This window comes from Mesorhizobium sp. M0410 (genome assembly GCF_040321435.1).
In the GTDB taxonomy this organism is placed as follows: Bacteria; Pseudomonadota; Alphaproteobacteria; order Rhizobiales; family Rhizobiaceae; genus Mesorhizobium.
Genome location: NZ_JAMYRN010000015.1, coordinates 41,231 through 68,223 on the forward strand (window position 1 = coordinate 41,231; position 26,993 = coordinate 68,223).

Here is a 26,993-nt window from a genome sequence, read left to right on the forward strand (position 1 = left end):
ATACTGTCCCTTTTGCTTTAGCGGCCGCCGCCGATTTCCAGATTGGCGCCTGTTGTGTAGGACGCCTCGTCCGACAGCAGCCACAGAATTGCGGCTGCGACTTCCTCGGCGGTGCCGACGCGCTGCATGGGCACCACCTTGCGCATTCTCTCGGCGCGATCCGGCTGACCGCCGGAGGCATGAATTTCGGTGTCGATGATGCCCGGGCTGACCGCGTTGACACGAATGCCTTCGCCGGCCACTTCGCGGGCAAGCCCGATGGTGAAGGAATCGAGCGCGCCCTTCGAGGCGGCGTAGTCGACATATTGACCCGGCCCGCCAAGCCTTGCCGCGATCGAAGAAACATTGGCGATGGCGCCACCCTTGCCGCCATGCCTGGTCGACATCCGCTTCACCGCCTCGCGGGCGCAAAGCATCGGCGCGATCACATTGATGCGCATCATGCGCTCCAGCCTTGCAGCGCTAAACTCGTCGACGCGCGCGCTCTGGTCGACCACGCCGGCATTGTTGACGAGCGCGTCGAGCCGACCGAAACGGGCATCGACAGCCTCGAACATGGCCAATACGTCCGTCTCGCTGCCGACATCGGCCTTGACTGTGAAGGCTTCTCCGCCAGCAGCCTCGATGTCGGCGACCACCGTTTCGGCGGCTTTTGCATTCGACGCGTAATTGACCGCAATGCGATAGCCGGCCTTGGCGGCAAGCCTGCATGTAGCGGCGCCAATGCCGCGGCTACCGCCGGTCACCAGCAGGATCTTTCCGCTCGCGCTCATTCCTGACATCCCTTCAGGGCAAAGACGTCCCAGGGCACCCTGGAAAAGCCGTTGGCGCCATAGGCCGCCGACATCTGCAACGACGCTCCCAAGTCAGGCAAGATCAGCTTCTTCGGCGCATCCTTTCCTTCGCCCGGCAGCAACGCGATATTGCCCTGGTCGTCGGCAGTGTAGATGACGCTCTCCCACACCGTGCAGGCGGCGAGCTCGTCGCCGGTGACGTCGCCGGCCGGGCATTTATACATCAGCGACCCATGCGGCCGCGCCACGCCCTCCGTCCACATGACGATGCCGTCGAGCACGACGCCGTTGTCGAGCACCATCTTGAAGGTATTGGTGACGGTAGCCGACCCCATGGTCGGCCTGAAATCGATCTCGGCGGCGTTCTCAGGATCGCCATAGACGGCCAGTTCGAGCGGGCAGGCGGCAAGGGCCGCGGAGACCGTCTGCACGCCGAGTGCGCAGATTGTGACAAACAAACCGGACCGGAAACGGCACGAACTCATCCGGCGGCGCAGATCCATGCTCCGGCCCACGTCGGCCGCCCCCTTAGAGGTCGAGCACCAGCCGCTCAGGATCCTCCAGGCTTTCCTTGACCCGCACCAGGAAGGTCACCGCTTCCTTGCCGTCGACGATGCGGTGGTCGTAGGACAGCGCCAGATACATCATCGGCCGGATGACGATCTGGCCGCCGACCACCACCGGCCGCTCCTGGATCTTGTGCATACCCAGAATGCCGGACTGCGGTGCATTGAGGATCGGCGTCGACATCAGCGACCCGTAAACGCCACCGTTGGAAATCGTGAACGTGCCGCCTTGCATATCGGCGACGGAAAGCTTGCCGTCGCGCGCCGCAAGCCCCAGCCTGCCGATGTCCTTCTCGATTTCGGCGATGGACATCTGGTCGGCATTGCGCACAACCGGCACGACAAGGCCTTTCTCTGTACCGACGGCAACGCCGATATGAGCGTAGTTCTTAAAGATGATGTCGGTGCCGTCGATCTCGGCATTGACCGACGGGATCTCCTTCAGCGCATGGGTGACGGCCTTGGTGAAGAAGCCCATGAAGCCGAGCTTCACGCCGTGCTTCTTCTCGAACACGTCCTTGTATTTGCTCCTCAGCGCCATCACCGCGCTCATGTCGACCTCGTTGAAGGTGGTCAGCATGGCGGCGGTCGATTGCGCTTCCTTGAGGCGCCGCGCAATGGTCTGGCGCAGCTTGGTCATGCGCACGCGCTCCTCGCGCGACGCATCGTCGGCAGCGGACGGCGCGCGCGCGGCAACGGGTGCCGGTACAGGCGCGGCCTTGGGCATTTCTGCCGGCTGCGACGGCGCGCCCCTGGCGATAAGGTCGAGCACGTCGCCTTTCAGCACCTGGCCGCGCTTGCCCGAGCCCGACACCTGGTCGACCGCGAGATTGTGCTCGGCCAGCAGCTTTGCCGCCGACGGCGCCGGCGGCATGGTGCGCGTCTCGATCGCGCCGGCGTCGCCGGCAATCTTGGCCGTCTCGGCCGCAGCCTGCTTGACGCTCGAGGCCGCAGTCGGAGCCGAGGCCTGCGACACCGCCTCCTGCTTCGTTGCCGGAGCGGCGGCGGCATTGGCTGCCGCGCCGGCGCCTGCCGAAATCGTGCCGAGCAGTGCGCCGACGCCGACCGTCTCGCCTTCTTTGACGGCGATCTCGGCGAGCGTGCCCGCGGCGACGGCCGGCACTTCCACCGTCACCTTGTCGGTTTCGAGCTCGACGAGCGGCTCATCGGCGGCGATCGCGTCGCCGACCTTCTTGAACCACTTGCCGATGGTCGCCTCGGTGACTGACTCACCAAGTGTCGGAACGCGGATTTCGGTTGCCATTGTGCCTGTCCGTTTCTTTCGGTTCTGTTCTATTCACCAAGCGCGTCGTCGAGCAAGGCGGCAAGCTGGGCGAGATGCTTCGACATCAATCCGGTCGCCGGCGAGGCGGCGGCCGGCCGGCCGGTATAGCGCACCCGCTGATGCTTGGCGTCGATATGTGCCAGCACCCATTCGAGATACGGGTCGATGAACGACCAGGCGCCCATGTTCTTGGGCTCCTCCTGGCACCACACCATCTCGGCATTACGGAAGCGCGACAGTTCGGTGATCAGCGCCTTGGCCGGGAACGGATAGAGCTGCTCGACGCGCAGCAAATAGATGTCGTTGATGCCGCGCTTCTCGCGCTCTTCGTAGAGGTCGTAATAGACCTTGCCCGAACAGAGCACGACACGGCGGATTTTCGAATCCTTGGTGAGCTTGATGGCCTGGCCTGACAGCAGCTGCGCGTCGTCCCACAACAGCCGGTGAAAGGCGCTTTCGCCCGACATTTCCGGCAGCGTCGACACCGCCCGCTTGTGGCGCAGCAGCGACTTCGGCGTCATCAGGATCAGCGGCTTACGGAAGTCCCGCTTCAATTGCCGACGCAAGATGTGGAAGTAATTGGCCGGCGTCGTGACGTTGGCGACCTGCATGTTGTCTTCGGCGCAAAGCTGCAGGAAGCGCTCGAGCCGGGCCGACGAATGCTCAGGCCCCTGGCCTTCATAGCCATGCGGCAGCAGGCAGACGAGGCCCGACATTCTGAGCCATTTGCGCTCGCCCGACGAGATGAACTGGTCGAACACCACCTGGGCGCCGTTGGCGAAGTCGCCGAACTGCGCTTCCCACAGCGTCAGCGCCTTCGGCTCGGCCAGCGAGTAGCCATATTCGAAGCCGAGCACGGCCTCTTCCGACAACATCGAGTTGATGACCTCGAAGCCGGCCTGCGCCGCCGACAGATTGTTGAGCGGGATATAGCGTGTCTCGTCGCGCTGGTCGTAGAGCACGGAATGGCGCTGCGAGAAGGTGCCGCGCTCCGAATCCTGTCCGGACAGCCGGATCGGATTGCCGTCGAGCAGGATGGCGCCGAAGGCCAGCGCCTCGGCCGTCGACCAGTCGATGCCTTCGCCGGACTCGATCGCCTGGCGGCGATTGTCGAGGAAGCGGATGATCGTCTTGTGCGCCTCGAAATCCTTCGGCACCTCGGTCAGTTTCTTGCCGATCTCCTTCAGCGTCTTGACCGGCACGGCGGTCTTGCCGCGCCGCTGTTCGTCCTGGTTGTCGGCCGAGCGCAAGCCGGACCACGCGCCGTCCAGCCAGTCGGCCTTGTTCGGTTTGTAATGCTGGCCGACCTCGAATTCCTGCTCGAGATGCGCCCGCCAATCGGCCTTCATCTTTTCGAACTCGGCCTGGGTGATGTGGCCTTCGGAAATCAGCCGGTCGGCATAGATCTGCACCGTCGTCTTCTGGTTGCGGATCTTGCGATACATGATCGGCTGGGTGAAGGCGGGCTCGTCGCCCTCATTGTGGCCGAAGCGGCGGTAGCAGAACATGTCCACCACGACAGGCTTGTGGAACTTCATGCGGAATTCGATCGCCACCTTGGTGGCATGGACCACGGCTTCCGGATCGTCGCCGTTGACGTGGAAGATCGGCGCCTCGATCATCTTGGCCACGTCGGACGGATAGGGCGACGAACGCGAAAAGCGCGGGTTGGTGGTGAAGCCGATCTGGTTGTTGATGATGAAATGCAGCGTGCCGGCGACGCGGTGGCCGCGCAGGCCGGACAGGCCGAGGATTTCGGCAATCACGCCCTGGCCGGCAAAGGCGGCGTCGCCGTGCAGCAGCAACGGCAGCACCTTGGCACGCTCCTCCAGCGGCACGATCTCCTCGCGGCTGCGGCCGAACAAATAGTCCTGTTTGGCGCGCGCCTTGCCCATCACCACCGGATCGACGATTTCCAGATGCGAAGGATTGGCGGTCAGCGACAGATGCACCTTGTTGCCGTCGAACTCGCGATCCGACGAAGCACCGAGATGGTACTTCACGTCGCCCGAGCCTTCGACCTCGTCGGGCGCGGCCGAGCCGCCCTTGAACTCGTGGAAAATGGCGCGGTGCGGCTTGGCCATCACCTGTGACAGCACGTTCAGCCGGCCGCGATGCGCCATGCCGAGCACGATCTCCTTCATGCCGAGCTGGCCGCCGCGCTTGATGATCTGCTCCAGCGCCGGGATCAGCGACTCGCCGCCATCAAGGCCGAAGCGCTTGGTGCCCTTGTACTTGACGTCGATGAATTGCTCGAAGCCTTCCGCCTCGACAAGCTTCTGCAGGATCGCCTTCTTGCCGGCTGCGGTGAAGGAGATCTCCTTGTCGGTACCCTCGATGCGCGCCTGGATCCAGGCCTTCTCCTCGGGATCGGAAATATGCATGAATTCGACGCCGAGCGTCGAGCAATAGGTCCGGGTCAGGATATCGAGCATCTGTCGGATGGTGCCGAATTCCAGCCCGAGCACATTGTCGAGGAAGATCGGCCGGTCGTAGTCGGCTTCGGTGAAGCCGTAATTCTCCGGCGACAGCTCGTTATAATCCTCCAGCGGCTTGGCAATGCCAAGCGGATCGAGATTGGCGTGCAGGTGGCCGCGCATGCGGAAGGCGCGGATCATCATGATGGCGCGGACGGAATCGCGCGTCGCCTGATGCACGTCGGCGTCGGAAAGCGCTGCGCCGTTGCCGGCTGCCCTGTCCTTGACCTTCTTTTCGATGTGCTTTTCGACCAGGCCCCAATTGCCGTCCAGCGCCGAGACCAGCTCGCCATTGGCCTGCATCGGCCAGGAGGGCTTGGCCCAAGACGCGCCCTTGGCGTTCCTGCGCACGTCGCCGGCGTCATCCTTCAGCGCCGCGAAGAAGTCCTGCCATTCGGGATCGACCGAAGCGGGATCGTCCTCGTAGGCGGCATAGAGCGCGTCGATATAATCGGCATTACCGCCATAGAGGAAAGAGGTAAGCGAAAACTGGTCGTTGGCCTGATCTTGTCTTGCCATTTTTGTCCGCGGAGCCGCGCTCCGTCTCCTTTTCAGAGCGAATAGAGAGTAGCGAATAGCGAGTAGGGATTTTCCCTGGTTCGCGCCGTTACTCTGTTCTTACCTATTCGCTATTCACTACTCGCTACTCACTAACCTTTGATCGCCTCGACCAGCGTCGTGCCGAGCCGGGCCGGCGATGGCGAAACCTTGATGCCGGCCGATTCCATCGCCGCGATCTTGTCTTCCGCACCGCCCTTGCCGCCGGAGATGACCGCGCCCGCATGACCCATGGTGCGGCCGGCCGGCGCTGTGCGCCCGGCGATAAAGCCGGCCATCGGCTTGCTGCGGCCGCGCTTTGCCTCGTCCTTGAGGAACTGCGCGGCGTCTTCCTCGGCCGAACCGCCGATCTCACCGATCATGATGATCGACTTGGTCTCGTCGTCGGCGAGGAACATCTCCAGCACGTCTATGAACTCCGTGCCTTTGACCGGGTCGCCGCCGATGCCGACGGCGGTGGTCTGGCCGAGACCGACATTGGTGGTCTGGAACACCGCCTCATAAGTAAGCGTTCCCGAGCGCGAAACAACGCCGACCGAGCCCTTGCGGAAGATGTTGCCGGGCATGATGCCGATCTTGCATTCGTCGGGCGTCAGCACGCCGGGGCAGTTCGGCCCGATCAGCCGCGATGTCGAGCGGTCGAGCCTTGCCTTGACCTTGATCATGTCCATCACCGGTATGCCCTCGGTGATGCAGACGATCAGCGGGATCTCGGCCTCGATCGCTTCCAGGATCGCTTCGGCAGCACCCGCCGGCGGCACGTAGACGACGGAGGCATTGGCGCCGGTCTTCGCCTTGCCTTCGGCAACGGTGGAGAAGATCGGCAGCGTCTCGCCCTTGGCGCCGGTCCAGGTCTCGCCGCCCTTCTTGGGGTGGATGCCGCCGACCATCTTTGTGCCGTGATAGGCGAGCGCCTGTTCGGTGTGGAACGTGCCGGTCTTGCCGGTCAGGCCCTGCACTAGCACCTTGGTGTTCTTGTCGACGAGAATGGACATGGTGGTCCTTTTTAAAAACCGTTGATCGGGGAAGGCCGCACGCTCATGGTCACAACCGCTTCAGGTCGGCGACGGTGAGGTCGCTTTTGGCGTTGCCAGTGTTGAGCGTCGTCGCCGGCTCGAACATCAGCACGACAGGTTCCTCGCTCAGCGAGCGCGGCCGGTGCTCGACGGCGCGCGGCACGACGATGAACTCGCCGCTGCCAAGTTCCACCGTGCCGTCGCGGAAATCGATGGCGATGCGGCCGCGCAGCACCAGGAACGCCTCGTCCTCATTGTCATGTGCGTGCCAGTCGAAGGCCTCGCCGAACTTGGCGATCTTGACCTGGCTGTCATTCACGTCGCCGGCAATATGCGGATCGAAGACCTTCTTGATCTTCGCATCCGCCGCCTCGACGAGGTTTATCTTGTGTGGAGGCATCGCCTAGCGACCTCGACCATGAAGTTCTGTGTTCAAGCTGGGCATTTTTTATTTCCGTGAACGACAGCACCGATCCATTGGCCCTTAGCCTCACGCGTAGTCACCACTTGGATAGGCAGATTGCCGTCTGCGGTCTTGAGCTCCCCGAGGGAATTGGGATCTTCATCCGCCTGGAACCTGCTACCATATCTGGAAAGCAGTCTTTTCAGGATCATATCCGCCGCGAGCTTCGGATTGTCTGTGCCAAAGGAAACCAGGCAATCGCATCTGCCACCCGAATTTCTGATCGAGGCAACGACTTCTGTAGCTTTGTAAATCAGACGTCCCTTCGCGCCGGCCAGGAAGCCGCTATTCCGGGCGGCCGCATTAAACCTGCCGAACCGAGGCGCGGTCGCCGGGCACAGACTCATGAACAAATTCACCCGCTTGCCGATCCAGGCAGGCGATGCCGGATCTTCAGCCGAAGTCGCCGCGCTGGCCCAAAAAGCCATGCCGCAGAGCGCTATGGCCAGCAACCGATGCATCAGTCGCCCTTCACCGCCGCGACAATCTTCTTGGCTGCGTCATCGAGGTCATCGGCCGACACCACGTTCAGTCCACTGTCGTTGATGATCTTCTTGCCAAGCTCGGCATTGGTGCCTTCCAGCCGCACCACCAGCGGCACTTGCAGGCCGACCTCCTTGACCGCGGCGATGACGCCCTCGGCGATGATGTCGCACTTCATGATGCCGCCGAAGATGTTGATCAGGATGCCTTTGACCGCCGGATCCTTGGTGATGATCTTGAACGCCGCCGTCACCTTTTCTTTCGACGCGCCGCCGCCGACATCGAGGAAGTTGGCGGGCTCGGCGCCGTAGAGCTTGATGATGTCCATCGTCGCCATGGCAAGGCCGGCGCCGTTGACCATGCAGCCGATATTGCCGTCGAGCGCGACATAGGCGAGGTCGTATTTCGACGCCTCGATCTCCTTCTCGTCCTCTTCGGTGGTGTCGCGCAATTCGAGCACATCCGGGTGACGGAACAGCGCATTGTTGTCGAACGACACTTTTGCGTCGAGCACGCGAAGCCGGCCGCTCTTCATGACGATCAGCGGGTTGACCTCGAGCAGGCTCATGTCCTTCTCGACAAACGCCTTGTAGAGGATCGGAAACAGCGTGGAGCCGTCCTTGGCGGCGTCGCCGTCGAGCCTCAGTGCGGCGTTGAGCTTCTTCACATCGTCGGCCGTCACGCCCTTTTCCGGGTCGATGGCGACGGTAATGATCTTTTCCGGCGTGTCGTGGGCGACCGCCTCGATGTCCATGCCGCCCTCGGTCGAGACGACGAAGGCGACGCGCCCGACCGAGCGGTCGACCAGGATCGACAGATAGAGCTCGCGCTCGATGTCGGCGCCGTCCTCTATATAGAGGCGGTTGACCTGCTTGCCGGACGGGCCGGTCTGCTTGGTGACCAGCGTGTGGCCGAGCATCTCCTTGGCGTTGGCGACGACCTCGGCCACCGACTTCGCCAGCCTGACGCCGCCCTTGGCATCGGGCCCGAGCTCCTTGAACTTGCCCTTGCCGCGGCCGCCGGCATGGATCTGGCTCTTGACCACATAGAGTGGGCCGGGCAGCGCCTTGGCGGCAGCTTCCGCCTCGCTCGCCTTGAACACCGGCACGCCCTCGGCCACCGGTGCGCCAAAGCCTTTCAGCAGCGCCTTGCCCTGATACTCATGGATGTTCATGCGCTATGTCTCCAGCTTGCTTGGCGGGCTTGGTTACCGGCTTACTTGGCCGCGAGATGTGGAGCGATCTTGACGCAGGCGTCGCACAGGCCCTGCACCGCCGCGACCGAATTGTCGAACATCTTCTGCTCGTTCTTTGTGAGCTCGATCTCGATGATCCGCTCGACGCCGCCGGCGCCGATCACCACGGGAACGCCGACATAGGTGTTCTTGACGCCATATTGGCCGGAGAGGTACGCCGCACAGGGCAGCACCCGCTTCTTGTCCTTGAGATAGGCTTCGGCCATGGCGATGGCCGAGGCGGCCGGCGCATAAAAGGCAGAGCCGGTCTTGAGCAGGCCGACGATCTCGGCGCCGCCGTCGCGGGTGCGCTGCACGATCTGGTCGAGCCGCTCCTTCGAGGTCCAGCCCATCTTGATGAGGTCGGGCAACGGGATGCCGGCAACCGTCGAATAGCGGATCATCGGCACCATGGAATCGCCATGGCCGCCGAGCACGAAGGCGGTGACGTCCTCGACCGAGACCTTGAATTCCTCGGCCAGGAAATAACGGAAGCGCGAACTGTCGAGCACGCCGGCCATGCCGACGACATGGCTCTTGGGCAGGCCGGAAAACTTCTGCAGCGCCCAGACCATGGCGTCGAGCGGATTGGTGATGCAGATGACGAAGGCTTTCGGCGCGTATTTCTTGAGGCCGGCGCCAACCTGCTCCATCACCTTCAGATTGATGCCCAGAAGATCGTCGCGGCTCATGCCGGGCTTGCGCGGCACGCCGGCGGTGACGATGCAGACGTCGGCGCCCTCGATGCCGGCATAGTCGTTGACGCCGGTCAGCCTGGAGTCGAACCCATCGACCGGCGACGACTGCGCGATGTCCAGCCCCTTGCCTTGCGGGATGCCTTCGGCGATATCGAACAGCACGACGTCGCCGAGATCCTTGAGGCCGACCATGTGGGCGAGGGTGCCGCCGATCATGCCCGAGCCGATGAGCGCTATCTTGTTGCGTGCCATGTCAGGATGTTTTCCCTTTGACTATGACGGCGCCCAAATCCTTGACGATTTGATGACGGCGTCGGAGGAAGAGGCCGGAATGCTGCGGAACCGCGAAATTCGCCGCACGCAATAGCCCCGGCCGCACAAAAATTCAAACGATTATTTTGCAGTGAATAATTTCAATCGGTTAGAAACAATGGGAATTACGTAAACGTCAACATTCTGGCGCCGACTAGAGGAATTCTACACAATGGCACTGGAAATCAGAAGGCTGTTTCCTGGCGATGACGCTCTTTTGATGCGGGTTGCCGACGAAGTCTTCGACGAGCCGGTCAGGCCGGATCGGCTCTCCGCCTATCTCGCGGAGCCCGGTCATTTCATGGTCGTGGCCCTCGCCGGCGGCATCGTCGTTGGCCAATGCGCAGCCGTCATCCACCGCCACCCGGACAAGGTGAGCGAACTCTACATAGACGAGGTCGGCGTGGCGCCGGCCTTTCAACGCCAGGGCATTGCGACGAGGATGCTCGACGCCATGTTCGCACTCGGTTGCGAGCATGGCTGTGAGGAGGCGTGGGTCGGCACCGAGCCGGACAATGTTGCTGCTCGCGCACTTTACGAGTCGCGAAAAGAGCCGCGTGGGCAGGCGGAGGGGTTCGTCATGTATGTTTATCGGTTATAGGCGCCGGCGGCAGCGGCCTCTCTTAACTATCCCTCACGCCTAAGCTGCCGTGCCTCGGTCGATGATCCCTGCGCCCTCTGCCTCTCCGCCCAGTTCTCCAGCCAGTCGTGGCTCTGCATCTCGATCAGCCGCGATGCGGTGCGCTCGAACTCGAAGACTTCGTTGCCGCGCTTGGCCGTATAGAGCTGCGCCGGCGGTGCCGCGGCGCTCATCACCAGCCGTACATGATGATCGTAGAGCGTATCGACCAGCAGGATGAAGCGCTTGGCTTCGTTGCGCTTGCCTTCGCCGAGCACCGGCACCCGGTCGATGACAATGGTCGAGAAACGGCTGGCAATGGCAAGATAGTCGCGGGCCCCGAGCGGCCTCTCGCAGAGATCGGCGAACGAAAACCGCGCCGCCTCGCCGGCAGTACGCGGCACCACGACGTGTCGGCCCTTAACCGTCAGCATCGTCTCGGCCGTCGGCCTGCCATGCGTCATCACCGCCCATAGCTCGTCGAGCGCATGGTCGGCGGCGGCATCGGCCGGGGTGATGTAGACCGGCATGCGGCTGAGCTTGTCTAGGCGGTAATCCTTGTCGGCGTCCAGCGCCAGCACGTGCGCGTGGCGCTCCAGGATAGCGACAAACGGCAAAAACAACTGACGGTTCAGGCCGTCGCGGTAGAGATCCTGCGGCGCGACATTGGAGGTGGCGACCAGCACCACGCCATTGGCAAACAACGCCGAAAACAACCTGGACAGGATCATCGCATCGGCGATGTCGGTGACCGAAAACTCGTCGAAGCACAGCACCCAGGCTTCCTCGGCAAGCGCGCGCGCCACCGGCGGGATCGGGTCGTCCTCCTTGACCGTACCCTCTTTACGCGCCTGCCGGTGCTTCTGGATGCGGTCCTGCACGTCGGCCATGAAATCGTTGAAATGCACGCGGCGCTTGCGCCGCACCGGCAACAGCTCGAAGAACATGTCCATCAGCATGGTCTTGCCGCGGCCGACGCCGCCATGGATATAGAGGCCCTTGACCGCCTCGTGCCCCTCGCGCTTGCGGGCGAACAACCACCCCAGCGCGCTTGATTTATGCGCCAGCCGCTTTGCCGATATCTCGTCGATCAGCCGGTCGAGCGCAGCGGCGATCCGCTCCTGCGCCGGATCGCGCCCGATGGCGCCCGTCTCGACCAGATGGTCATAGCGCTGCTTGACGGTCGCATGGGTCTGGAGGCCGTCACGCAGATGCATCGGTCACGTCGTTCCGGAGCAATTCCAAGAAAAGTGTGTAGCGGTTTTCTGTCCGGAATTGCGTAAAAAACAAAAGAGAGCAATTCCAGGAAAAGTATGTAGCGGTTTTCCGTCCGGAATTGCGTACCAATGGGGGCCGTTCTCTTACCTTGTAAGCGAGATCGGCAGGCCGTTGGAAGTCTGGCCGTCGAATTTCTCGCCGCCCGAGGAATAAAGCCGTGCCAGCGTGCCGCCATTCTCGTCATAGAGCGTCAGTTGCTTGCCGGCGACGTTCCAGGATTTGATGCCGTCGATCGGCGCCGGGCAATGCAGCGGTCCGGCGCGGTAGCCCGACCCGAATTTGGTCTGCGGCGTCGCCACCTGACAGCTCTGGCCGGACACGCTTGCTTTCCACACACCAGCGACGCTAGAGGCGGTCAGGTCGGCCGCACCGGCCGGCGCCGTCCCGTCGGGCGGCAGCGAGGCGACCTGCGTGTTCTGCGGCGCAGTCGGAAATTTCGACGGGTCGGCGGCGCCGGGTGTCGCCGGTGGCGGCAACTGGTTTGCAGTCACCTTGCCGGCAGGCGCAGCTTCCAGCGGCGCCGGCTGCTGCTCGTCCATCGATGAGAACCGCGAGGTCGAACAGCCGCTCGCAACGAGCGCGGCCAGCGATACGGCCAGCAGGCCGGTTTTCGAAAATTTCATTCTTCAACCTCCGTCGGATCGAGCTGGGGAAGCCGTCCGCGCAATGTCCCCCTCACCAAGATGGAGAAGGTGGCGAAATTTCAACCCGATATGGTTAAAATACGGTTTGCGCCGCTAATGTTGCAAATTTGTCGCAAAATGCACATTGCCTGAATTGCGTCGCGCCTTGGCCTTTGGCCGGCCTCTCCGGTTGATGCGATACGGCGCGCTGGCGTCAAATCCTTGGCGTTTCCTTGGCGTTCACCTCAATGCTTGTGCGGGCCGGCTCCGGCATTATCTCTTGGCGATCAGCAAACTGCAGGGAGCCGATTTCTTGGCCGCGAGAAAGAGAGCCGCCAACCGCTATTACAGCGGGCCGCCCAGCGATCATTTCGACGGCACCTTGTTCTTCAATCCCGGCGGACGGCCGCCGGGTCGCTTTGCCGATCTGTTGAAGTGGCAACTGAGCCGCGAGCGCTCGAAATGGCCGACGGCGGATCCGAGCCCGTTTCCGCCGGCAAGACCGGTCGAGCGCATCGATGGTTCTGCGCTGCGCCTCACCATGGTCGGTCATTCCTCGCTGCTCGTCCAGACAGCAGGCCTGAACATCCTGACCGATCCGGTCTGGTCGCGGCGTGTCTCGCCGCTCTCCTTCGCCGGGCCGAAACGCGTCAATCCGCCGGGCATCGCCTTTTCGCATTTGCCGCCGATCGACCTCGTGCTGGTCAGCCACAACCATTACGACCATCTCGACCTCGCCACGCTGAAGCGCCTGAAGGCAAAACACGACCCGCTGCTGCTGACGCCGCTTGGCAATGACACAATCATCGGCGCCGCCGTGCCCGGTATGCGGCTTTCCGCGCATGACTGGGGCGACCGAGTCGATATCGGCGATGGCGTCGCCGTCCATGTCGAGCCGGTGCATCACTGGTCGGCCCGCGGTACTCGCGACCGGCGCATGGCGCTGTGGGCGGGTTTCGTCGTCGAGACACCCGACGCAAAGATCTATTTCGCCGGCGACACCGGCTTCCATGGCGGCATCAATTACCGGCTGATGGCGCAAAAGCACGGTGGCTTCCGCCTCGCCATCCTGCCGATCGGCGCCTACGAGCCGCGCTGGTTCATGGCGCCTCATCACCAGGATCCGGAAGAGGCGGTGCAAGGCATGCTTTTGTGCAACGCCGCCTATGCCGCCGGCTGTCACTGGGGCACGTTCCGGCTCACCAACGAGCCGATCGAGGAGCCGCCCAGAAAGCTCGGCGAAGCGCTCGATGCTGCCGGCCTGCCGCGGCAACGTTTTCGCGCCTTGCGGCCGGGCGAAGTCTGGGACGTACCGGAGGTTTAGCGCGGCGGAACCTGAGGCATCACATAGACGTTTGTAGGTTGTTCAAACCTGTCGGTTGCGAGGTGCCTCTTATGATCAGGTGGATTATCATTCTTTTGATTATCGCGGCCGCGGCGAGCCTGCTCGGCATGCCGGCACTGGCCGGAGCCGCCGCTACTGGCGCGCGCATCCTCATCGGCATCGTGCTGATCATCTTCCTGCTGATCGTGCTTGGCGTCTTCGCGGTGACGTGAAAATCACGCCGCGCTGGTAATTTCTGCCGCTATCCGCCATATAGGCGCCAAACCGGCAAGAGACCTTTCGATCGATGGCAAGCGCGGCCCCTTTCGCCAAGATGAACGGCATCGGCAACGAAATCATCGTTGCCGATATGCGTGGCCGTGCCGATCGCGTGACGTCTGCGGCAGCCGTCGCGCTCAATGCCGACACGTCGACCCGGTTCGACCAGATCATGGCGATCCACGACGCCAAGACGCCGGGCACCGCCTTTTTCATCGATATCTTGAATTCCGACGGGACCAGCGCGCAAGCTTGCGGCAACGGCATGCGCTGTGTCGTCCAGGCGCTCGCCGCCGAGACCGGCCAGAAGACATTTGCCTTTGAAACAGTCGCCGGCATCCTAAACGCCGAGGAACATGCCGACGGAATGATCTCGGTCGACATGGGCAGGCCGCGCTTTGGCTGGCAGGACATCCCGCTGGCCGAGGAATTCCGCGACACCCGCATGATCGAGCTGCAGATCGGCCCGATCGATGCCCCGGTGCTGCATTCGCCGTCGGTCGTCTCGATGGGCAATCCGCACGCTATCTTCTGGGTCGACCGCGACGTCTGGTCCTACGAGCTCGAGCGCTTCGGCCCGCTGCTCGAAAACCACCCGATCTTCCCCGAGCGCGCCAACATCACCATCGCGCAGGTGACTTCGCCGGAGACCATGATCATCCGCACCTGGGAGCGCGGCGCCGGCCTGACCAGGGCCTGCGGCTCGGCCGCTTGCGCCGCCGTGGTCGCCGCGGCCCGCACCCGGCGCACCGGCCGCAGCGTCACACTGATAACGCCCGGCGGCGGCTCGCTGCATGTTCTGTGGCGCGACGACGACCACGTCATCCTCACCGGTGCCGCCGAATGGGAATTTTCCGGCAGCTTCGATCCGGCGACCGGGGCGTGGGCGCGCGACACCGAAAGCGCCGCCTGATGGCTCCTCTTGGCAACAAGGGCATCGAGGTCGTCACCTTCGGTTGCCGGCTGAACACCTATGAATCCGAGGTGATGCGGCGTGAAGCCGAAAGTGCGGGCCTCGGCGGCCTCGAAGGCGGCGCCATCATCTTCAACACCTGCGCCGTCACCGGCGAGGCTGTACGCCAAGCCAAGCAGTCGATCAGAAAAGCCCGCCGTGAGAACCCGGCCGCCCGCATCATCGTCACCGGCTGCGCCGCGCAGACCGGCCCGCAGGATTTCGTCGCCATGGACGAGGTCGACCTCGTCCTCGGCAATGAGGAAAAGCTGAAGGCGCATTCCTATCGCGCGCTGCCGGATTTCGGCGTCAACGACACCGAAAAGGCGCGCGTCAACGATATTTTTTCGGTACGCGAGACGGCCGCCCACATGGTCGACGCCATCGAGGGCCGGGCACGCGCTTTCGTCCAGGTGCAGAACGGCTGCGACCACCGCTGCACCTTCTGCATCATTCCCTACGGTCGCGGCAATTCGCGCTCCGTGCCGATGGGCGCCGTGGTCGAGCAGGTCAAGCGACTCGTCGGCAATGGTTATGCCGAGATCGTGCTGACCGGCGTCGACATGACCAGTTTCGGCGCCGACCTGGCTGGCGCACCGAAGCTCGGCAAATTGGTCAAGACCATCCTGAAGCAGGCGCCCGACATGAAGCGCCTGCGGCTTTCCTCCATCGATTCGATCGAGGCCGACGACGATCTGCTGGACGCCATCGCCACCGAGCCCAGGCTGATGCCGCATCTGCATCTGTCGCTGCAATCGGGTGACGACATGATCCTGAAGCGGATGAAGCGCCGGCACAGCCGCGACCAGTCGATCCGCTTTTGCGAGGATGTGCGCAAACTGCGCCCCGGTATCGTTTTCGGCGCAGACATCATCGCCGGCTTCCCGACCGAGACGGACGCCATGTTCGAAAACTCGCTGGAGATCGTCGAGGAATGCGGCCTGACGCATCTTCATGTCTTCCCGTTTTCGCCGCGCGAAGGCACGCCCGCCGCGCGCATGCCGCAGCTCCGCCGCGACGTCGTCAAGCAACGCGCGGCACGCCTGCGCACCGCCGGCGAGGCCGCCTATCGCCGCCATCTTGCCTCGCTCGCCGGAACGCATCAGTCGATCCTGGTCGAGCGTGACGGCCTTGGCCGCACCGAGGGGTTTACGCTGGCAGTGTTGTCGGCGGGCGCGCCTGGCGACATCGTCGAGGCTGATATCGCCGGCCATGACGGTATCAGACTGATCGCCGCGCCGCTTGCCGCCCGCGGCGTCTGAGAGCGCAAGACATGGCTGGTTTTTTCAAGAAGATATTTTCGTTCGGCAAGAAGGAAGTGGTCGAGGAGCGGCCCGACGAGACCGCACCGCTGCCGCCGATCAAATGGGACGAACTGGAGGCGCTGAAGCCGGCCGCCGAGCAGACCGTTCCGGAGTTTTTGAAACGCGAAGAGCCTCGCCCCGAAGCCGTACCGCCGGTCGAGGCGGAAGCACCCGCGCCGCAGCCGGCGCCTGTTGAAGAGGCCGAGCCCGAACCTGCGCCGACCCTTCTGGTCGAGCCGGACACCCAGCCAGAACCCGCTCCGGTCGAGGAGCCAGAGGCGCCTGCTGAACAGGCTGCGTCAGACGCCGCTCCCGTCGTTCCCGAGCCAGCCCCAGAGCCAGAGCCGAAGGAAATTCCTGAGCCAGAGCCGACGCAGCCAGAAATCGTCCAGACTGAGCCTCCGCCATCCGAACGTGGCGCTGCCCCTCATCCGCCTGCAGGCACGTTCTCCCCGTATAGTGACGGGGAGAAGGGTGCTGATCGTCACGCCGAGCCTCGTTTTGAAAGCGGCAAAGAAAAAGCTCCGGCGCTGACGCCCCCCTCTCCCCGTCCCTTACGGGGGTCCGAAGGACGGGTGAGACAAGCGGCGCGCCCCGGAACGGGTGAGGGTGAGGGGCAGCGCCAACCTGCGCAAGACGCGGCACCCACTGCCGAAATCACGCCACCAGCACCCGAAGCGCCGCCGCCGGCCGAAATCCCGCCGCCGATCCGCCAGCCAGCGCCCGTCGAGACGAAGCCGCCGCTCGCCGAGATCGCGCCCGAGCCGGAGGCCGTCCCGCAACCATCGCCGGAGCCAAAGCCCGCCCCCGGCAAAGTCACCGTAACCAAGAAGGTCGAGCAGAAAGCCGAGCCGCAGAAGGCGCCCGAACCGACGCCGAGGCGCTCCTGGTTCCAGCGCATGCGAGACGGGCTTGCGCGCTCCTCCCGGGAGTTGTCGGGCAACATCGCCGGCGTCTTCACCAAGCGGAAACTCGACGAGGACACGCTGCAGGACCTGGAGGACGTGCTGATCCGCGCCGATCTCGGCATGGAGACGGCTTTGCGCGTAACCGATGCACTCTCCGCCAGCCGCTACGGCAAGGACGTCTCCGATACCGAAGTCCGCGCCATCATGGCGGCCGAGGTGGAGAAGGTGCTGTCCCATGTCGCCATGCCGCTGGAACTCGACCTCAGCCATAAGCCGCATGTCATCCTGGTGGTCGGCGTCAACGGCACCGGGAAAACAACGACTATCGGCAAGCTCGCCGCAAAGCTCACCGATGGCGGCCTCTCGGTGATGCTCGCCGCCGGCGATACTTTCCGCGCAGCCGCCATCGAGCAGCTGAAGATCTGGGGCGAGCGCACCAACTCGCCAGTCATTGCCTCGAAGCTCGGCGCCGACGCCGCTGGCCTCGCCTATGACGCATTCGAGCGGGCGAAGGAGGCCGGCTCGGACGTGCTGATCATCGACACCGCCGGGCGGCTGCAGAACAAGACCGAACTGATGGCGGAACTGGAAAAGATCGTCCGCGTACTGGGCAAGCTCGATCCGGAAGCGCCGCACACGGTGCTGCAGACGGTCGATGCCACCACCGGCCAGAACGCGCTCAACCAGGTCGAGATCTTCCGCAATGTCGCCGGCGTCAACGGCCTGGTGATGACCAAGCTGGACGGCACGGCGCGCGGCGGTATTCTGGTGGCGATCGCGGCGAAGCATAAATTGCCGGTCTATTTCATCGGCGTCGGCGAACAGGTCGACGACCTCGAACCCTTTTCCGCAAGCGAATTCGCCAGGGCGATCGCTGGCGTGGCTTGACGAGCATGATCCCAATAAGGTGCAGGCTTTTTGGATTGAATCATGCGTAAGAAGGACCTTATGAGCCCACCCATTCTCGAACGCGACCCATCCGACCCGCAAAAGCAGAAGAAGGAAGCCGTCAATCCGCTGCTCAAGCTGGTACTGGAGCTTGGCCCGCTGATGGTATTCTTCTTCGCCAATGCGCGCGGCGCATGGCTGGTGCAGAAATTCCCGGCGCTGGGCGAGTTCGGCGGACCGATCTTCGTCGCCACCGGCCTGTTCATGGCCGCGACCGCGGTCGCGCTGATCGCTTCCTGGCTGCTGACCCGTACCTTGCCGATCATGCCGATGGTGTCGGGCGTCGTCGTCTTCATCTTCGGTGCGCTGACGCTCTACCTGCAGGACGATATCTTCATCAAGATGAAGCCGACCATCGTCAACACGCTGTTCGGCGGCGTGCTGCTCGGCGGCCTGTTCTTCGGCAAATCGCTGCTCGGCTATGTCTTCGAATCGGCCTTCAATCTCGACGCCGAGGGTTGGCGCAAGCTCACCTTCCGCTGGGGCCTGTTCTTCCTGTTCCTAGCCCTTGTCAACGAAGCGGTCTGGCGGAATTTTTCCACCGATACATGGGTTACCTTCAAGGTCTGGGGCATCATGCCGATCACGCTTCTGTTCACCTTCAGCCAGATGCCGCTGATCCTGCGCCATTCGCTCGAGGACAAGACCGAGAAAGCGGGAAAGGCCGGCAAGTAGCAACTCCAGGAAAAGGTCTGTGCAGCGGTTTCCCCTGGGAATTGCGTCAGAATAGGAGGGGACGTGGATGGAATTCATCATCACGCGCGACGAGCTGAGGACGATCTACAAGACGCCTCGGCCGACCGACGGCTCGATTCGCAAGGAATTGAAGACATTGGACGGCCACTGCCGTTCCTTCATCGGCAAGAGCCCGTTCGTGCTGATCGGCTCGTCCGACGGCGCCGGCAATGCCGATGTGACGCCCAAGGGCGACAGGCCGGGCTTTGTGGCAGTGCTCGACGAGAAGACCATCGCCATCCCCGACCGGCCGGGCAACAACCGGCTCGACACGCTGGAGAACATCCTTCTCAATCCCTCGGTCGGGCTGCTCTTCCTCATTCCCGGCATGAACGAGACGCTGCGTGTCAACGGCGATGCCCGCATCACCGTCGATGCGGCATTGCGCGAGCGGCTGGCGGTCGACGGCAAGGCACCGCAAAGCGTCGTCGTGGTGACGGTCAAGGCTGCCTACATGCATTGTGCCAAGGCCTTCATGCGCTCCGAACTGTGGAAGCCCGAAACCTGGTACGACCGTGCGACGCTGCCGACGCTCGGCCAGATCCTGCGCGACCAGCTGGCGCTTGCCGAAACGGCGGAGGCCACCGACCGCTGGCTTGACGAGGATTACAAGCAGACCATGTGGTAGCGTGCCCGGCAACGAATCGCCGAGCCGGTCCCTTTGCTGAACATTCTCGCCATTTCCGGCAGCCTGCGCGCCGCCTCGACCAATTCGGCCCTGGTCGCGGCCCTCACGCAAAACGCGCCGCCGGACTGTCACATCTCCGTCTATGACGGGCTTGGTCGGCTGCCGATCTTCAACCCCGACGACGAAGGCGAGCGGACGCCGCCGCAAGCAGCGGCGCTGATCGATGCGGTCACCGCCGCTGACGGCGTCATCGTCTCCTGCCCGGAATACGCACACGGCGTGCCAGGCGGCCTGAAGAACGCGCTCGACTGGCTGGTGTCGCGCGATGCCGCCGTCGGCAAGCCAGCCATGCTGGTGCATGCTTCGCCGCGCTCGCTGTTTGCCCGCGCCGCACTGGTCGAGGTCATGCGGACAATGTCTTTCGCGCTCTATGACGAAGCAGCGCTCGAAATCGCGCTGCTCGGCAAGAGGCGGCCGGAGGTTGAGAAAATCCTGGCGGAACCGGAAAACCGGCTGGCGATGCGCGGCGCCGTTTCGGATTTCGCCGAGTTCATCCGCGCTGGCTGAGCGGCGCTCAACCCTTGCCTCTCCGCGTCTCGACGTCGGTTTCGCCGACGAACCAGTCGCGTGCAGCGACCTCCTCGAAGACCACCCAGACATCGTTGTTGGTCAGGCCGGTGACGGCGGTGATAGCCGCTGTCACCTGGGCGGCGATCGCGGCCTTTTTGCCGGCCGGGTCATCGGCAATCACCTCCTTGACCAGGCGGATGTTCACGAACGGCATGGTTCCCTCCCTTGGATATGCTTGGCATCCGCTCAGTAGGTTTTGGCGCCGTTGACCATAAGCCGGACCATGTAGAGCGAGGTCGTGCCGGCGATGTAGAGGCAGTTCAGCTTGTTGCCGCCGAACACGCAATTGGCAACGACTTCCGGTACCTTGACCTTGCCGATCAGCGTCCCGTCTGGATCGTAGCAGTGGATGCCGTCGGCGGCGCTGGTCCAGATGCGGCCGTCCGCATCCAGCCTGAAACCGTCGAACAGGCCGGCGGTGCAGTCGGCAAAGACCTTTCCGCCTGAGACCGTCTTGCCGCCCTGGCCGACATTGAACACCCGGATGTGCGCCGGGTTTTGCGCACCATGCGTACGGCCGGTATCCGCTACATAGAGCTTGCTCTCGTCGAGCGAGAAGGCGAGCCCGTTGGGCCTGACCATGTCGGTGATCACCGCCTCGGTCTCGCCGGTGCCGGGATCGACCCGATAGACATGGCAGGCGCCGATCTCGCTTTCGGCCTTGTCGCCCTCGTAATCGGTATCGATGCCGTAGCTCGGATCGGTGAACCAGATCGAGCCATCGGACTTGACCACCGCGTCATTGGGCGAGTTCAGCCGCTTGCCGCGCCATTTGTCGGTGATGGTGATGACCGAGCCGTCATGCTCGGTCCGGCTGACACGGCGGCCGGAATGCTCGCAAGTAACCAGCCGGCCTTGCCGGTCGACGGTGTTGCCGTTGGAATTGCCCGACGGCTGACGGAACACGCTGACACTGCCGTCGGTCTCGTCGTAACGCAGCATGCGATTGTTCGGGATGTCGGACCATACCACATAGCGCCCGGCTGCAAACCAGGCCGGTCCTTCCGCCCATCGGCAGCCGGTAAACAGCCTGTCGACCTGTGCATTGCCGTTGAACAGCCGCGAAAAGCGCGGATCGAGAACTTCGTAGAATTCGCTGGCCATGGTTCCTCCCGGTAGCAGTCGCTTGGCGAGGCGCGATCAAGCCAGCCCACGCTCGATATAGCAAGATCGATGATGCGTCAGAAGCCTTATGGAAGCGAATGCTGGCGCGGACGGCAGGTCACATCCGGTTAACCGGCTATGCGCCCAGCGCAATGGTGCATTGCAACATCTTATTTTTGCAACGCACCATAACTATGTCATGCTTCGTATCGATCAAGGGAGGAACAACTGGCCGCAAATGCGGCGCAAAAGGAGACTCGCTATGATCATCGACAGCCTCATGAGCCGCGCTCGCGCCAGCATCGCCAAGCGCCGGCATTACAACCGCCTCGTCGCCGAAATCGACAGCTTCACCAGCCGCGACCTCGCCGACATGCGCGCCGATCGCTCAGAAATGCTCTACCAGGTCCACAAGCAGATCTACGGCTGAGTCTTCCGTCGACCTTTGATGAAACGGCGGGCAATCAGCCCGGCACGGCCAGCGCCTTCTCGATCTCCGGCAGCAGCAGCGTCCGCGCCGAGTCCGGCGTCAGCGGCCCGACATGCTTATAGGCGATCTTGCCATCCTTGCCGATGACGAAGGTTTCCGGCACGCCGTAGACACCCCAGTCGATCGCCGTGCGTCCGGCCTGGTCGACGCCGATCGCCTGGAATGGGTTGCCGAGATCGCCAAGGAACCGACGGGCGTTTTCCGGCTGGTCCTTGTAGTTCAGCGCCGCCATGACGAAGCGTCTGTCCTGCGACAGCGCCAGCAGCACCGGATGCTCTTCGCGGCACGGCGCGCACCAGGACGCGAAGACGTTGACCAGCGTCACCTTGCCGGCGAACTGTTTTGAATCGAGGCCCGGCAAATTGGTGCCTTCGAGCGCCGGCAGGTTGGTCTGCGGCGCCGGCAGGCCGATCAGCGCTGACGGCACTTCCGACACGTCGCGCCCGGACAAAAGCTGCGCCAGGAACAATCCCGCCAGCCCGAGAAAGACCACCAGCGGCAGCAGCACGATCAGGCGGCGGCGCGCCGGTGTTTGGGTTTCCGTGCTCATGATTTTACTGCCTTATCGGAGCGCCGGCGCACGCCGGATGCCTCCAGCTCGGCAAGCTCTCGCTTGCGGCCGCGCTGGTCGAGCAGAATCCAGCCGATCAGCCCACCCAGCACCACGGCCGTGATCGCATAGGCGGCGGTGACATAAAGGGCGTGAACGCTCATGCTTTTCGCTCCGCGGCGCTTTCCAACCCGTCCGTCTCGCCTTGTTCCGACATGTCTTCTCTTAACGCCGCGCCATCGGCTCCGCAATTGTTCGCCGCGCCGCAGGCATGAGCTGAAGTCGACGCCTCAATCCGTTCCGTGCCGCAGCGCCAGCGCCGCCGCCACCGGCCCGAGCACGGCAAGGAACAGGGTCAGCGCGGCAAGAATGAGGAAGGGCTGCAGGAACGGATCGGGGTCCGCCACCGCGCCATAGCTTGCTGATACGCCGAAGATCAGCACGGGAATGGTTAGCGGCAGCACCAGCACCGAGATCAGCAGGCCCCCGCGCGGCAGCGCCACCGCCACCGCGGCACCGGCGGCACCGATGAAGGTGATCGCCGGCGTGCCGACCAGAAGCGTCAGCGCCGTGGCACCGATGCCGATGGGCTCCATGTTCATGAACAGGCCGAGCAAGGGAGCGGCGATGACCAGCGGCAGCACGCTTCCCGCCCAATGCGCCAGGCATTTCGTCAGAACGGTCAAGGCCAGCATGTGCCGGTCGTTGCCAAGCACCAGAAGATCGAGCGAGCCGTCCTCGCGGTCGGCCTGGAACAGCCGGTCGAGGCCGAGCAGGCAGGCCAGCAATGCGGCGATCCACAGGATCGCCGGGCCGATGCGGGCCAGCAGCCTCAGCTCGGGACCGACGCCGAAGGGGATGGTCGCGATAACGGCGAGAAAGAAAATCACGCCGGTAAGCGCCCCGCCGCCGGCGCGGATACTCAGGCGGATGTCGCGCAGGAAGAGGGCTAGCATGATGTGAGATGCTTTCGCCTGGGCACCCCCCTCTGTCCTGCCGGACATCTGCCCCTCAAGGGCGGAGATTGGCAGTCACGACTGCCTTCGCCAATCTCGATCGTTGAGAGTTGAGCGCAGCGACGAAGCTGCCAATCTCCCCCCTCGTGGGGGAGATGTCCGGCAGGACAGAGGGGGGCGCCGTAGAGCACCAACATCAAACGGCCTCGCCCATCACCAGCCCTTGTGCCCCCTCGATCCCAAGCGGCAAATGCGTCGCCGCAACCACGATCCCCCCACTCTCGAGGTGCTTCCCCATCAATTCGCCGAATCTCTCCTCCGAAGCCTTGTCCAGTCCTGCCGTCGGCTCATCGAGCAGCCACAATGGCCGGTGGCTTACCAGCAGTTTTGCAATCGCCGCGCGGCGACGTTGCCCGGTCGAGAGATAGCCGAAAGGCAGATGGCCGATGCCGCCCAGCCCGACGGTTTCCAGCGCCTCTTCAACACCCGCGGAACCGGCGCCCGAAAAATCGCGCCAGAAGCACAGGTTTTCCGTAACGCTCAGCGCCGTCTTCATCGCGTTGAGGTGGCCGAGATAGTGACACGCCGAGGCGGCCGACGGAAAGTCTTCGCCACCACCTTCGAGCCGCACACGGCCTGCCGCCACCGGCAACAGTCCGGCGACGATCCTGAGCAGCGTCGATTTGCCGGCGCCGTTCGGCCCGGTGACGACCAGCGCCTGGCCATCCCCCAGCGCGAATTCGATGCCGGAAAATACCGTCTCGCCGCCGCGTTCGCCGCCCAGATTTTCGGCGATCAGCCGCATCCGTCCCCCTTCGCCGAAAGTTCAGGCGCGGCTTCGGTGCGCCGCACCAAAAATGGCGATTCCGTGTCTAGAACTATTCCAGAAAATTCTCTATATCCGCATCATCCGTGCCAGCGGTCGGCACGGGAACCGAATTTGCGCCGAACCAGCGCGCGTGCCGCCTTGAACGGCCCGGACGCTTGGGAACGGATAGCGGAAATGGCCGTACCCGCACCTTTGCGCGTGATTTGCATGCCCACTGGCGTCCGTTCCCTTCCGGCAACCGACAGTTAGGGATCGCACGTGTCCAAATCACTCGACAGCTTCAATTGCCGCCGCACGCTGACCGCCAGCGGCACCGAGTACGTTTACTATGACCTTGTCGAGGCCGAAAAGAACGGCCTCACCGGTATTGCCCAATTGCCCTATTCGATGAAGGTGCTGCTGGAGAATCTGCTGCGCAACGAGGACGGCCGTTCCGTCACCAAGGAGAGCATCCAGGCGGTCGCCGGCTGGCTGACTGACCGGGGCACCGCCGGCGTCGAGATCGCCTATCGCCCGGCACGCGTGCTGATGCAGGATTTCACCGGCGTTCCAGCCGTGGTCGACCTTGCCGCCATGCGCGACGCCATGGCCTCGCTCGGTGGCGACCCACAAAAGATCAATCCGCTGGTGCCGGTCGATCTGGTCATCGACCATTCGGTCATCGTCGACGAATTCGGCACGCCACTGGCTTTCGCCCGCAATGTCGAGCTTGAATATGAGCGCAACGAGGAACGCTACAAGTTCCTGAAATGGGGCCAGCAGGCGTTCCGCAATTTCCGCGTCGTGCCGCCCGGCACCGGCATCTGCCATCAGGTCAATCTCGAATATCTCGGTCAGGTCGTGTGGACCAACAGCGAAGACGGCGAGACCACCGCCTATCCCGACACCTGCGTCGGCACCGATTCACATACCACGATGATCAACGGCCTCGGCGTTCTCGGCTGGGGCGTCGGCGGCATCGAGGCGGAGGCCGCGATGCTTGGCCAGCCGGTCTCCATGCTGCTGCCTGAAGTCATCGGCTTCCGGCTCACCGGCAGGCTGAGGGAAGGCGTCACCGCCACCGACCTGGTGCTCACCGTCACCCAGATGCTGCGCAAGAAGGGCGTCGTCGGCAAGTTCGTCGAATTCTTCGGGCCGGGCCTGTCCAACATGACGCTGGCCGACCGCGCCACCATCGGCAACATGGCGCCGGAATATGGCGCCACCTGCGGCTTCTTCCCGGTCGACAGCGAAACCATCCGCTATCTGACAATGTCCGGTCGCGACGAAAGCCGCATCGCCCTGGTCGAGGCCTATTCGAAGGCGCAAGGCTTGTGGCGCGATGCCGGCTCGGCCGATCCGGTCTTCACCGACCTGCTGGAGCTCGATCTCGGCAGTGTCGTCCCGTCGATGGCCGGCCCGAAGCGGCCGGAAGGCCGGGTCGCACTTGAAGACATTCCGGCCGGCTTCGCCAAGGCCATGCAGTCCGACTACAGGAAGGCCGCCGAAATCGACAAGCGCTATGCCGTCGAGGGCACGAGCTACGATCTTGGCCATGGCGATGTGGTCATCGCCGCCATCACCTCCTGCACCAACACCTCGAACCCGAGCGTGCTGATCGGCGCCGGGCTGTTGGCGCGCAATGCCAACCGGCTCGGCCTCGAGCAGAAGCCGTGGGTCAAGACCTCATTGGCGCCGGGCAGCCAGGTCGTCGCCGAATATCTCGAGAAATCCGGCCTGCAGAAGGAGCTCGACCAGGTCGGCTTCAACCTGGTCGGCTTCGGCTGCACCACCTGCATCGGCAATTCCGGCCCATTGCCGGCGCCGATCTCCAAGACCATCAACGATAAGGGCTTGATTGCTGCGGCAGTCTTGTCCGGCAACCGCAATTTCGAAGGCCGCGTCTCGCCCGACGTGCAAGCGAACTATCTCGCCTCGCCGCCACTGGTCGTCGCCCACGCGCTGGCCGGGACCGTGACCAAGGATCTGACCACCGAGCCGCTCGGCGAGGATCGCAACGGCAATCCGGTCTATCTCAAGGATATCTGGCCGAGTTCGGTCGAGATCCAGGAATTCATCGAGAAGAACGTCACGCGCGAATTGTTCGCCCGCAAATATGCAGACGTCTTCAAGGGCGACGAGTACTGGCAGAACGTCAAGGCGCCGGAAGGCCAGACCTATGCCTGGGACGACAATTCCACCTATGTGCAGAACCCGCCCTATTTCGCCGGCATGACGTCGGGCTTCGGCAAGATCGGCGATATCAAGGGCGCGCGTGTGCTCGGTCTGTTCGGCGACAAGATCACCACCGACCACATTTCGCCGGCCGGTTCGATCAAGGCGGCCTCGCCGGCCGGCAAGTACCTCACCGACCACGGCGTCGGCGTCGCCGATTTCAACCAGTACGGCACGCGCCGCGGCAATCATGAGGTAATGATGCGCGGCACCTTCGCCAACATCCGCATCCGCAACCACATGCTGGGCGAGAACGGCCGCGAGGGCGGCTACACCATCCATTACCCGTCGAAAGAAGAGGAATCGATCTACGACGCCGCCATGCGGTACAAGAAGGAAGGCGTGCCGCTGGTCATCTTCGCCGGCGTCGAATATGGCAACGGCTCGTCGCGCGACTGGGCGGCCAAGGGCACCAATTTGCTGGGCGTCCGCGCGGTCATCGCCCAGTCCTTCGAGCGCATCCACCGCTCCAATTTGGTCGGCATGGGCGTGATCCCCTTCGTCTTCGAGGAAGGCACCTCATGGGCCTCGCTCAACCTCAAGGGCGACGAACTGGTCGAGATCGACGGACTGGGCAACATCAAGCCGCGGCAGAAGATGATCGCCAGGATCACCTACGGCGACGGCAGCGTCAAAGAGGTTCCGATCATCTGCCGCATCGATACGCTGGACGAGCTCGACTACTTCAAGAATGGCGGCATCCTGCAATACGTGCTGCGCGATCTGGCCGCTTAAG

Annotated in this window: 28 protein-coding genes; 11 read left to right on the forward strand and 17 right to left on the reverse strand. The window is 63.4% G+C overall.

The features are described 5' to 3' along the window. Window positions 1–17: 17 nt before the first annotated feature. The 9 genes from NKI63_RS21590 to mdh all read right to left on the reverse strand — a co-directional run bounded on the left by NKI63_RS21590 (window position 18) and on the right by mdh (window position 9,826). Window positions 18–773, reverse strand: coding sequence for an SDR family oxidoreductase (locus NKI63_RS21590; protein WP_352691065.1), 756 nt, complete (start codon window positions 771–773; stop codon window positions 18–20). Next, complete coding sequence (locus NKI63_RS21595; RefSeq protein ID WP_502896082.1) at window positions 770–1,225, reverse strand: hypothetical protein; 456 nt, start codon at window positions 1,223–1,225, stop codon at window positions 770–772. The genes NKI63_RS21590 and NKI63_RS21595 overlap by 4 nt, the downstream gene beginning before the upstream one ends. Window positions 1,226–1,322: 97 nt before the next feature. Further along, window positions 1,323–2,624, reverse strand: coding sequence for a 2-oxoglutarate dehydrogenase complex dihydrolipoyllysine-residue succinyltransferase (gene odhB / locus NKI63_RS21600; RefSeq protein ID WP_352691067.1), 1,302 nt, complete (start codon window positions 2,622–2,624; stop codon window positions 1,323–1,325). A 29-nt stretch (window positions 2,625–2,653) separates the two neighbouring features. Further along, the gene (locus NKI63_RS21605; protein ID WP_254817845.1) at window positions 2,654–5,641 is read right to left on the reverse strand and encodes a 2-oxoglutarate dehydrogenase E1 component; all 2,988 of its coding nucleotides are present in this window, start codon (window positions 5,639–5,641) and stop codon (window positions 2,654–2,656) included. 131 nt (window positions 5,642–5,772) lie between these two features. Beyond that, window positions 5,773–6,675: a succinate--CoA ligase subunit alpha gene (gene sucD, locus NKI63_RS21610; protein WP_352691069.1), complete on the reverse strand. Its 903-nt coding sequence runs from the start codon at window positions 6,673–6,675 to the stop codon at window positions 5,773–5,775. 49 nt (window positions 6,676–6,724) lie between these two features. Continuing rightward, on the reverse strand, window positions 6,725–7,096 hold the full coding sequence (locus tag NKI63_RS21615) for a cupin domain-containing protein (protein ID WP_352691071.1): 372 nt from the start codon (window positions 7,094–7,096) through the stop codon (window positions 6,725–6,727). Between the two features lie 32 nt (window positions 7,097–7,128). Further along, a complete protein-coding gene (locus tag NKI63_RS21620; RefSeq protein WP_352691072.1) occupies window positions 7,129–7,620 on the reverse strand; it encodes a hypothetical protein in 492 nt (163 codons plus the stop codon). Beyond that, window positions 7,620–8,816 carry an ADP-forming succinate--CoA ligase subunit beta gene (gene sucC / locus NKI63_RS21625; RefSeq protein WP_352691074.1) on the reverse strand — a complete coding sequence of 399 codons (1,197 nt, stop codon included), beginning with the start codon at window positions 8,814–8,816 and terminating at the stop codon, window positions 7,620–7,622. Before sucC ends, NKI63_RS21620 begins: the two co-directional genes overlap by 1 nt. Before the next feature lie 41 nt (window positions 8,817–8,857). After that, window positions 8,858–9,826 carry a malate dehydrogenase gene (mdh, locus tag NKI63_RS21630; RefSeq protein WP_352507328.1) on the reverse strand — a complete coding sequence of 323 codons (969 nt, stop codon included), beginning with the start codon at window positions 9,824–9,826 and terminating at the stop codon, window positions 8,858–8,860. A 232-nt stretch (window positions 9,827–10,058) separates the two neighbouring features. Between mdh and NKI63_RS21635 the strand changes: the two genes are divergently transcribed. After that, window positions 10,059–10,487, forward strand: a complete 429-nt coding sequence (locus NKI63_RS21635) for a GNAT family N-acetyltransferase (RefSeq protein WP_352691076.1) — start codon at window positions 10,059–10,061, stop codon at window positions 10,485–10,487. Window positions 10,488–10,513: 26 nt separating this feature from the next. Here the strand turns inward: NKI63_RS21635 and zapE are convergent, their stop codons facing one another. Beyond that, the gene (gene zapE, locus NKI63_RS21640; protein WP_352691077.1) at window positions 10,514–11,722 is read right to left on the reverse strand and encodes a cell division protein ZapE; all 1,209 of its coding nucleotides are present in this window, start codon (window positions 11,720–11,722) and stop codon (window positions 10,514–10,516) included. Window positions 11,723–11,866: 144 nt separating this feature from the next. Continuing rightward, on the reverse strand, window positions 11,867–12,406 hold the full coding sequence (locus tag NKI63_RS21645; RefSeq protein WP_352479663.1) for a protease inhibitor Inh/omp19 family protein: 540 nt from the start codon (window positions 12,404–12,406) through the stop codon (window positions 11,867–11,869). A gap of 313 nt (window positions 12,407–12,719) precedes the next feature. Between NKI63_RS21645 and NKI63_RS21650 the strand changes: the two genes are divergently transcribed. The 8 genes from NKI63_RS21650 to NKI63_RS21685 all read left to right on the forward strand — a co-directional run bounded on the left by NKI63_RS21650 (window position 12,720) and on the right by NKI63_RS21685 (window position 20,051). Next, window positions 12,720–13,730 carry an MBL fold metallo-hydrolase gene (locus NKI63_RS21650; protein WP_352691078.1) on the forward strand — a complete coding sequence of 337 codons (1,011 nt, stop codon included), beginning with the start codon at window positions 12,720–12,722 and terminating at the stop codon, window positions 13,728–13,730. A 71-nt stretch (window positions 13,731–13,801) separates the two neighbouring features. Then, a complete protein-coding gene (locus NKI63_RS21655) occupies window positions 13,802–13,963 on the forward strand; it encodes a DUF1328 family protein (protein WP_031195454.1) in 162 nt (53 codons plus the stop codon). A 74-nt stretch (window positions 13,964–14,037) separates the two neighbouring features. Beyond that, entirely contained in the window at window positions 14,038–14,922 is an 885-nt protein-coding gene (dapF, locus tag NKI63_RS21660; RefSeq protein WP_352691079.1) for a diaminopimelate epimerase, read from the forward strand. Then, complete coding sequence (mtaB, locus tag NKI63_RS21665) at window positions 14,922–16,223, forward strand: tRNA (N(6)-L-threonylcarbamoyladenosine(37)-C(2))-methylthiotransferase MtaB (RefSeq protein ID WP_352507333.1); 1,302 nt, start codon at window positions 14,922–14,924, stop codon at window positions 16,221–16,223. The genes dapF and mtaB overlap by 1 nt, the downstream gene beginning before the upstream one ends. Before the next feature lie 11 nt (window positions 16,224–16,234). Further along, window positions 16,235–18,061 (forward strand): signal recognition particle-docking protein FtsY, encoded by a 1,827-nt coding sequence (ftsY, locus tag NKI63_RS21670; protein ID WP_352479668.1) that lies wholly within the window; start codon window positions 16,235–16,237, stop codon window positions 18,059–18,061. Between the two features lie 60 nt (window positions 18,062–18,121). Continuing rightward, complete coding sequence (locus tag NKI63_RS21675) at window positions 18,122–18,796, forward strand: septation protein A (RefSeq protein WP_352507391.1); 675 nt, start codon at window positions 18,122–18,124, stop codon at window positions 18,794–18,796. 67 nt (window positions 18,797–18,863) lie between these two features. After that, window positions 18,864–19,484 carry a pyridoxamine 5'-phosphate oxidase family protein gene (locus tag NKI63_RS21680; RefSeq protein ID WP_352479669.1) on the forward strand — a complete coding sequence of 207 codons (621 nt, stop codon included), beginning with the start codon at window positions 18,864–18,866 and terminating at the stop codon, window positions 19,482–19,484. Between the two features lie 33 nt (window positions 19,485–19,517). After that, a complete protein-coding gene (locus NKI63_RS21685) occupies window positions 19,518–20,051 on the forward strand; it encodes an NADPH-dependent FMN reductase (RefSeq protein ID WP_352507335.1) in 534 nt (177 codons plus the stop codon). A gap of 7 nt (window positions 20,052–20,058) precedes the next feature. Here the strand turns inward: NKI63_RS21685 and NKI63_RS21690 are convergent, their stop codons facing one another. Then, entirely contained in the window at window positions 20,059–20,268 is a 210-nt protein-coding gene (locus NKI63_RS21690) for a tautomerase family protein (RefSeq protein ID WP_352691081.1), read from the reverse strand. A 32-nt stretch (window positions 20,269–20,300) separates the two neighbouring features. After that, window positions 20,301–21,218 (reverse strand): SMP-30/gluconolactonase/LRE family protein, encoded by a 918-nt coding sequence (locus NKI63_RS21695; RefSeq protein WP_352507337.1) that lies wholly within the window; start codon window positions 21,216–21,218, stop codon window positions 20,301–20,303. Between the two features lie 262 nt (window positions 21,219–21,480). Between NKI63_RS21695 and NKI63_RS21700 the strand changes: the two genes are divergently transcribed. After that, the gene (locus NKI63_RS21700; RefSeq protein WP_254817861.1) at window positions 21,481–21,648 is read left to right on the forward strand and encodes a hypothetical protein; all 168 of its coding nucleotides are present in this window, start codon (window positions 21,481–21,483) and stop codon (window positions 21,646–21,648) included. 34 nt (window positions 21,649–21,682) lie between these two features. Here the strand turns inward: NKI63_RS21700 and NKI63_RS21705 are convergent, their stop codons facing one another. From NKI63_RS21705 to ccmA, 4 genes are all read right to left on the reverse strand, one after another. Further along, a complete protein-coding gene (locus NKI63_RS21705; protein ID WP_352823212.1) occupies window positions 21,683–22,258 on the reverse strand; it encodes a DsbE family thiol:disulfide interchange protein in 576 nt (191 codons plus the stop codon). Beyond that, window positions 22,255–22,422 (reverse strand): heme exporter protein CcmD, encoded by a 168-nt coding sequence (gene ccmD, locus NKI63_RS21710; RefSeq protein WP_352456348.1) that lies wholly within the window; start codon window positions 22,420–22,422, stop codon window positions 22,255–22,257. Before ccmD ends, NKI63_RS21705 begins: the two co-directional genes overlap by 4 nt. Before the next feature lie 126 nt (window positions 22,423–22,548). Beyond that, complete coding sequence (gene ccmB / locus NKI63_RS21715) at window positions 22,549–23,214, reverse strand: heme exporter protein CcmB (RefSeq protein WP_352823270.1); 666 nt, start codon at window positions 23,212–23,214, stop codon at window positions 22,549–22,551. A gap of 196 nt (window positions 23,215–23,410) precedes the next feature. Further along, a complete protein-coding gene (ccmA, locus tag NKI63_RS21720; RefSeq protein ID WP_352615485.1) occupies window positions 23,411–24,019 on the reverse strand; it encodes a heme ABC exporter ATP-binding protein CcmA in 609 nt (202 codons plus the stop codon). Between the two features lie 282 nt (window positions 24,020–24,301). Between ccmA and acnA the strand changes: the two genes are divergently transcribed. After that, window positions 24,302–26,992: an aconitate hydratase AcnA gene (acnA, locus tag NKI63_RS21725; protein ID WP_352823215.1), complete on the forward strand. Its 2,691-nt coding sequence runs from the start codon at window positions 24,302–24,304 to the stop codon at window positions 26,990–26,992. Window position 26,993 lies beyond the last annotated feature (1 nt).

What these genes read in the sequence shown, in the direction of transcription:
- NKI63_RS21590 (WP_352691065.1), bottom strand. Translation starts at nt 773, where the DNA reads ATGAGCGCGAGCGGAAAGATCCTGCTGGTGACCGGCGGTAGCCGCGGC.
- odhB (WP_352691067.1), bottom strand. Translation starts at nt 2,624, where the DNA reads ATGGCAACCGAAATCCGCGTTCCGACACTTGGTGAGTCAGTCACCGAG.
- NKI63_RS21605 (WP_254817845.1), bottom strand. Translation starts at nt 5,641, where the DNA reads ATGGCAAGACAAGATCAGGCCAACGACCAGTTTTCGCTTACCTCTTTC.
- sucD (WP_352691069.1), bottom strand. Translation starts at nt 6,675, where the DNA reads ATGTCCATTCTCGTCGACAAGAACACCAAGGTGCTAGTGCAGGGCCTG.
- NKI63_RS21615 (WP_352691071.1), bottom strand. Translation starts at nt 7,096, where the DNA reads ATGCCTCCACACAAGATAAACCTCGTCGAGGCGGCGGATGCGAAGATC.
- NKI63_RS21620 (WP_352691072.1), bottom strand. Translation starts at nt 7,620, where the DNA reads ATGCATCGGTTGCTGGCCATAGCGCTCTGCGGCATGGCTTTTTGGGCC.
- sucC (WP_352691074.1), bottom strand. Translation starts at nt 8,816, where the DNA reads ATGAACATCCATGAGTATCAGGGCAAGGCGCTGCTGAAAGGCTTTGGC.
- mdh (WP_352507328.1), bottom strand. Translation starts at nt 9,826, where the DNA reads ATGGCACGCAACAAGATAGCGCTCATCGGCTCGGGCATGATCGGCGGC.
- NKI63_RS21635 (WP_352691076.1), top strand. Translation starts at nt 10,059, where the DNA reads ATGGCACTGGAAATCAGAAGGCTGTTTCCTGGCGATGACGCTCTTTTG.
- zapE (WP_352691077.1), bottom strand. Translation starts at nt 11,722, where the DNA reads ATGCATCTGCGTGACGGCCTCCAGACCCATGCGACCGTCAAGCAGCGC.
- NKI63_RS21645 (WP_352479663.1), bottom strand. Translation starts at nt 12,406, where the DNA reads ATGAAATTTTCGAAAACCGGCCTGCTGGCCGTATCGCTGGCCGCGCTC.
- NKI63_RS21655 (WP_031195454.1), top strand. Translation starts at nt 13,802, where the DNA reads ATGATCAGGTGGATTATCATTCTTTTGATTATCGCGGCCGCGGCGAGC.
- dapF (WP_352691079.1), top strand. Translation starts at nt 14,038, where the DNA reads ATGGCAAGCGCGGCCCCTTTCGCCAAGATGAACGGCATCGGCAACGAA.
- mtaB (WP_352507333.1), top strand. Translation starts at nt 14,922, where the DNA reads ATGGCTCCTCTTGGCAACAAGGGCATCGAGGTCGTCACCTTCGGTTGC.
- ftsY (WP_352479668.1), top strand. Translation starts at nt 16,235, where the DNA reads ATGGCTGGTTTTTTCAAGAAGATATTTTCGTTCGGCAAGAAGGAAGTG.
- NKI63_RS21675 (WP_352507391.1), top strand. Translation starts at nt 18,122, where the DNA reads ATGAGCCCACCCATTCTCGAACGCGACCCATCCGACCCGCAAAAGCAG.
- NKI63_RS21680 (WP_352479669.1), top strand. Translation starts at nt 18,864, where the DNA reads ATGGAATTCATCATCACGCGCGACGAGCTGAGGACGATCTACAAGACG.
- NKI63_RS21690 (WP_352691081.1), bottom strand. Translation starts at nt 20,268, where the DNA reads ATGCCGTTCGTGAACATCCGCCTGGTCAAGGAGGTGATTGCCGATGAC.
- NKI63_RS21695 (WP_352507337.1), bottom strand. Translation starts at nt 21,218, where the DNA reads ATGGCCAGCGAATTCTACGAAGTTCTCGATCCGCGCTTTTCGCGGCTG.
- NKI63_RS21700 (WP_254817861.1), top strand. Translation starts at nt 21,481, where the DNA reads ATGATCATCGACAGCCTCATGAGCCGCGCTCGCGCCAGCATCGCCAAG.
- NKI63_RS21705 (WP_352823212.1), bottom strand. Translation starts at nt 22,258, where the DNA reads ATGAGCACGGAAACCCAAACACCGGCGCGCCGCCGCCTGATCGTGCTG.
- ccmD (WP_352456348.1), bottom strand. Translation starts at nt 22,422, where the DNA reads ATGAGCGTTCACGCCCTTTATGTCACCGCCGCCTATGCGATCACGGCC.
- ccmB (WP_352823270.1), bottom strand. Translation starts at nt 23,214, where the DNA reads ATGCTAGCCCTCTTCCTGCGCGACATCCGCCTGAGTATCCGCGCCGGC.
- ccmA (WP_352615485.1), bottom strand. Translation starts at nt 24,019, where the DNA reads ATGCGGCTGATCGCCGAAAATCTGGGCGGCGAACGCGGCGGCGAGACG.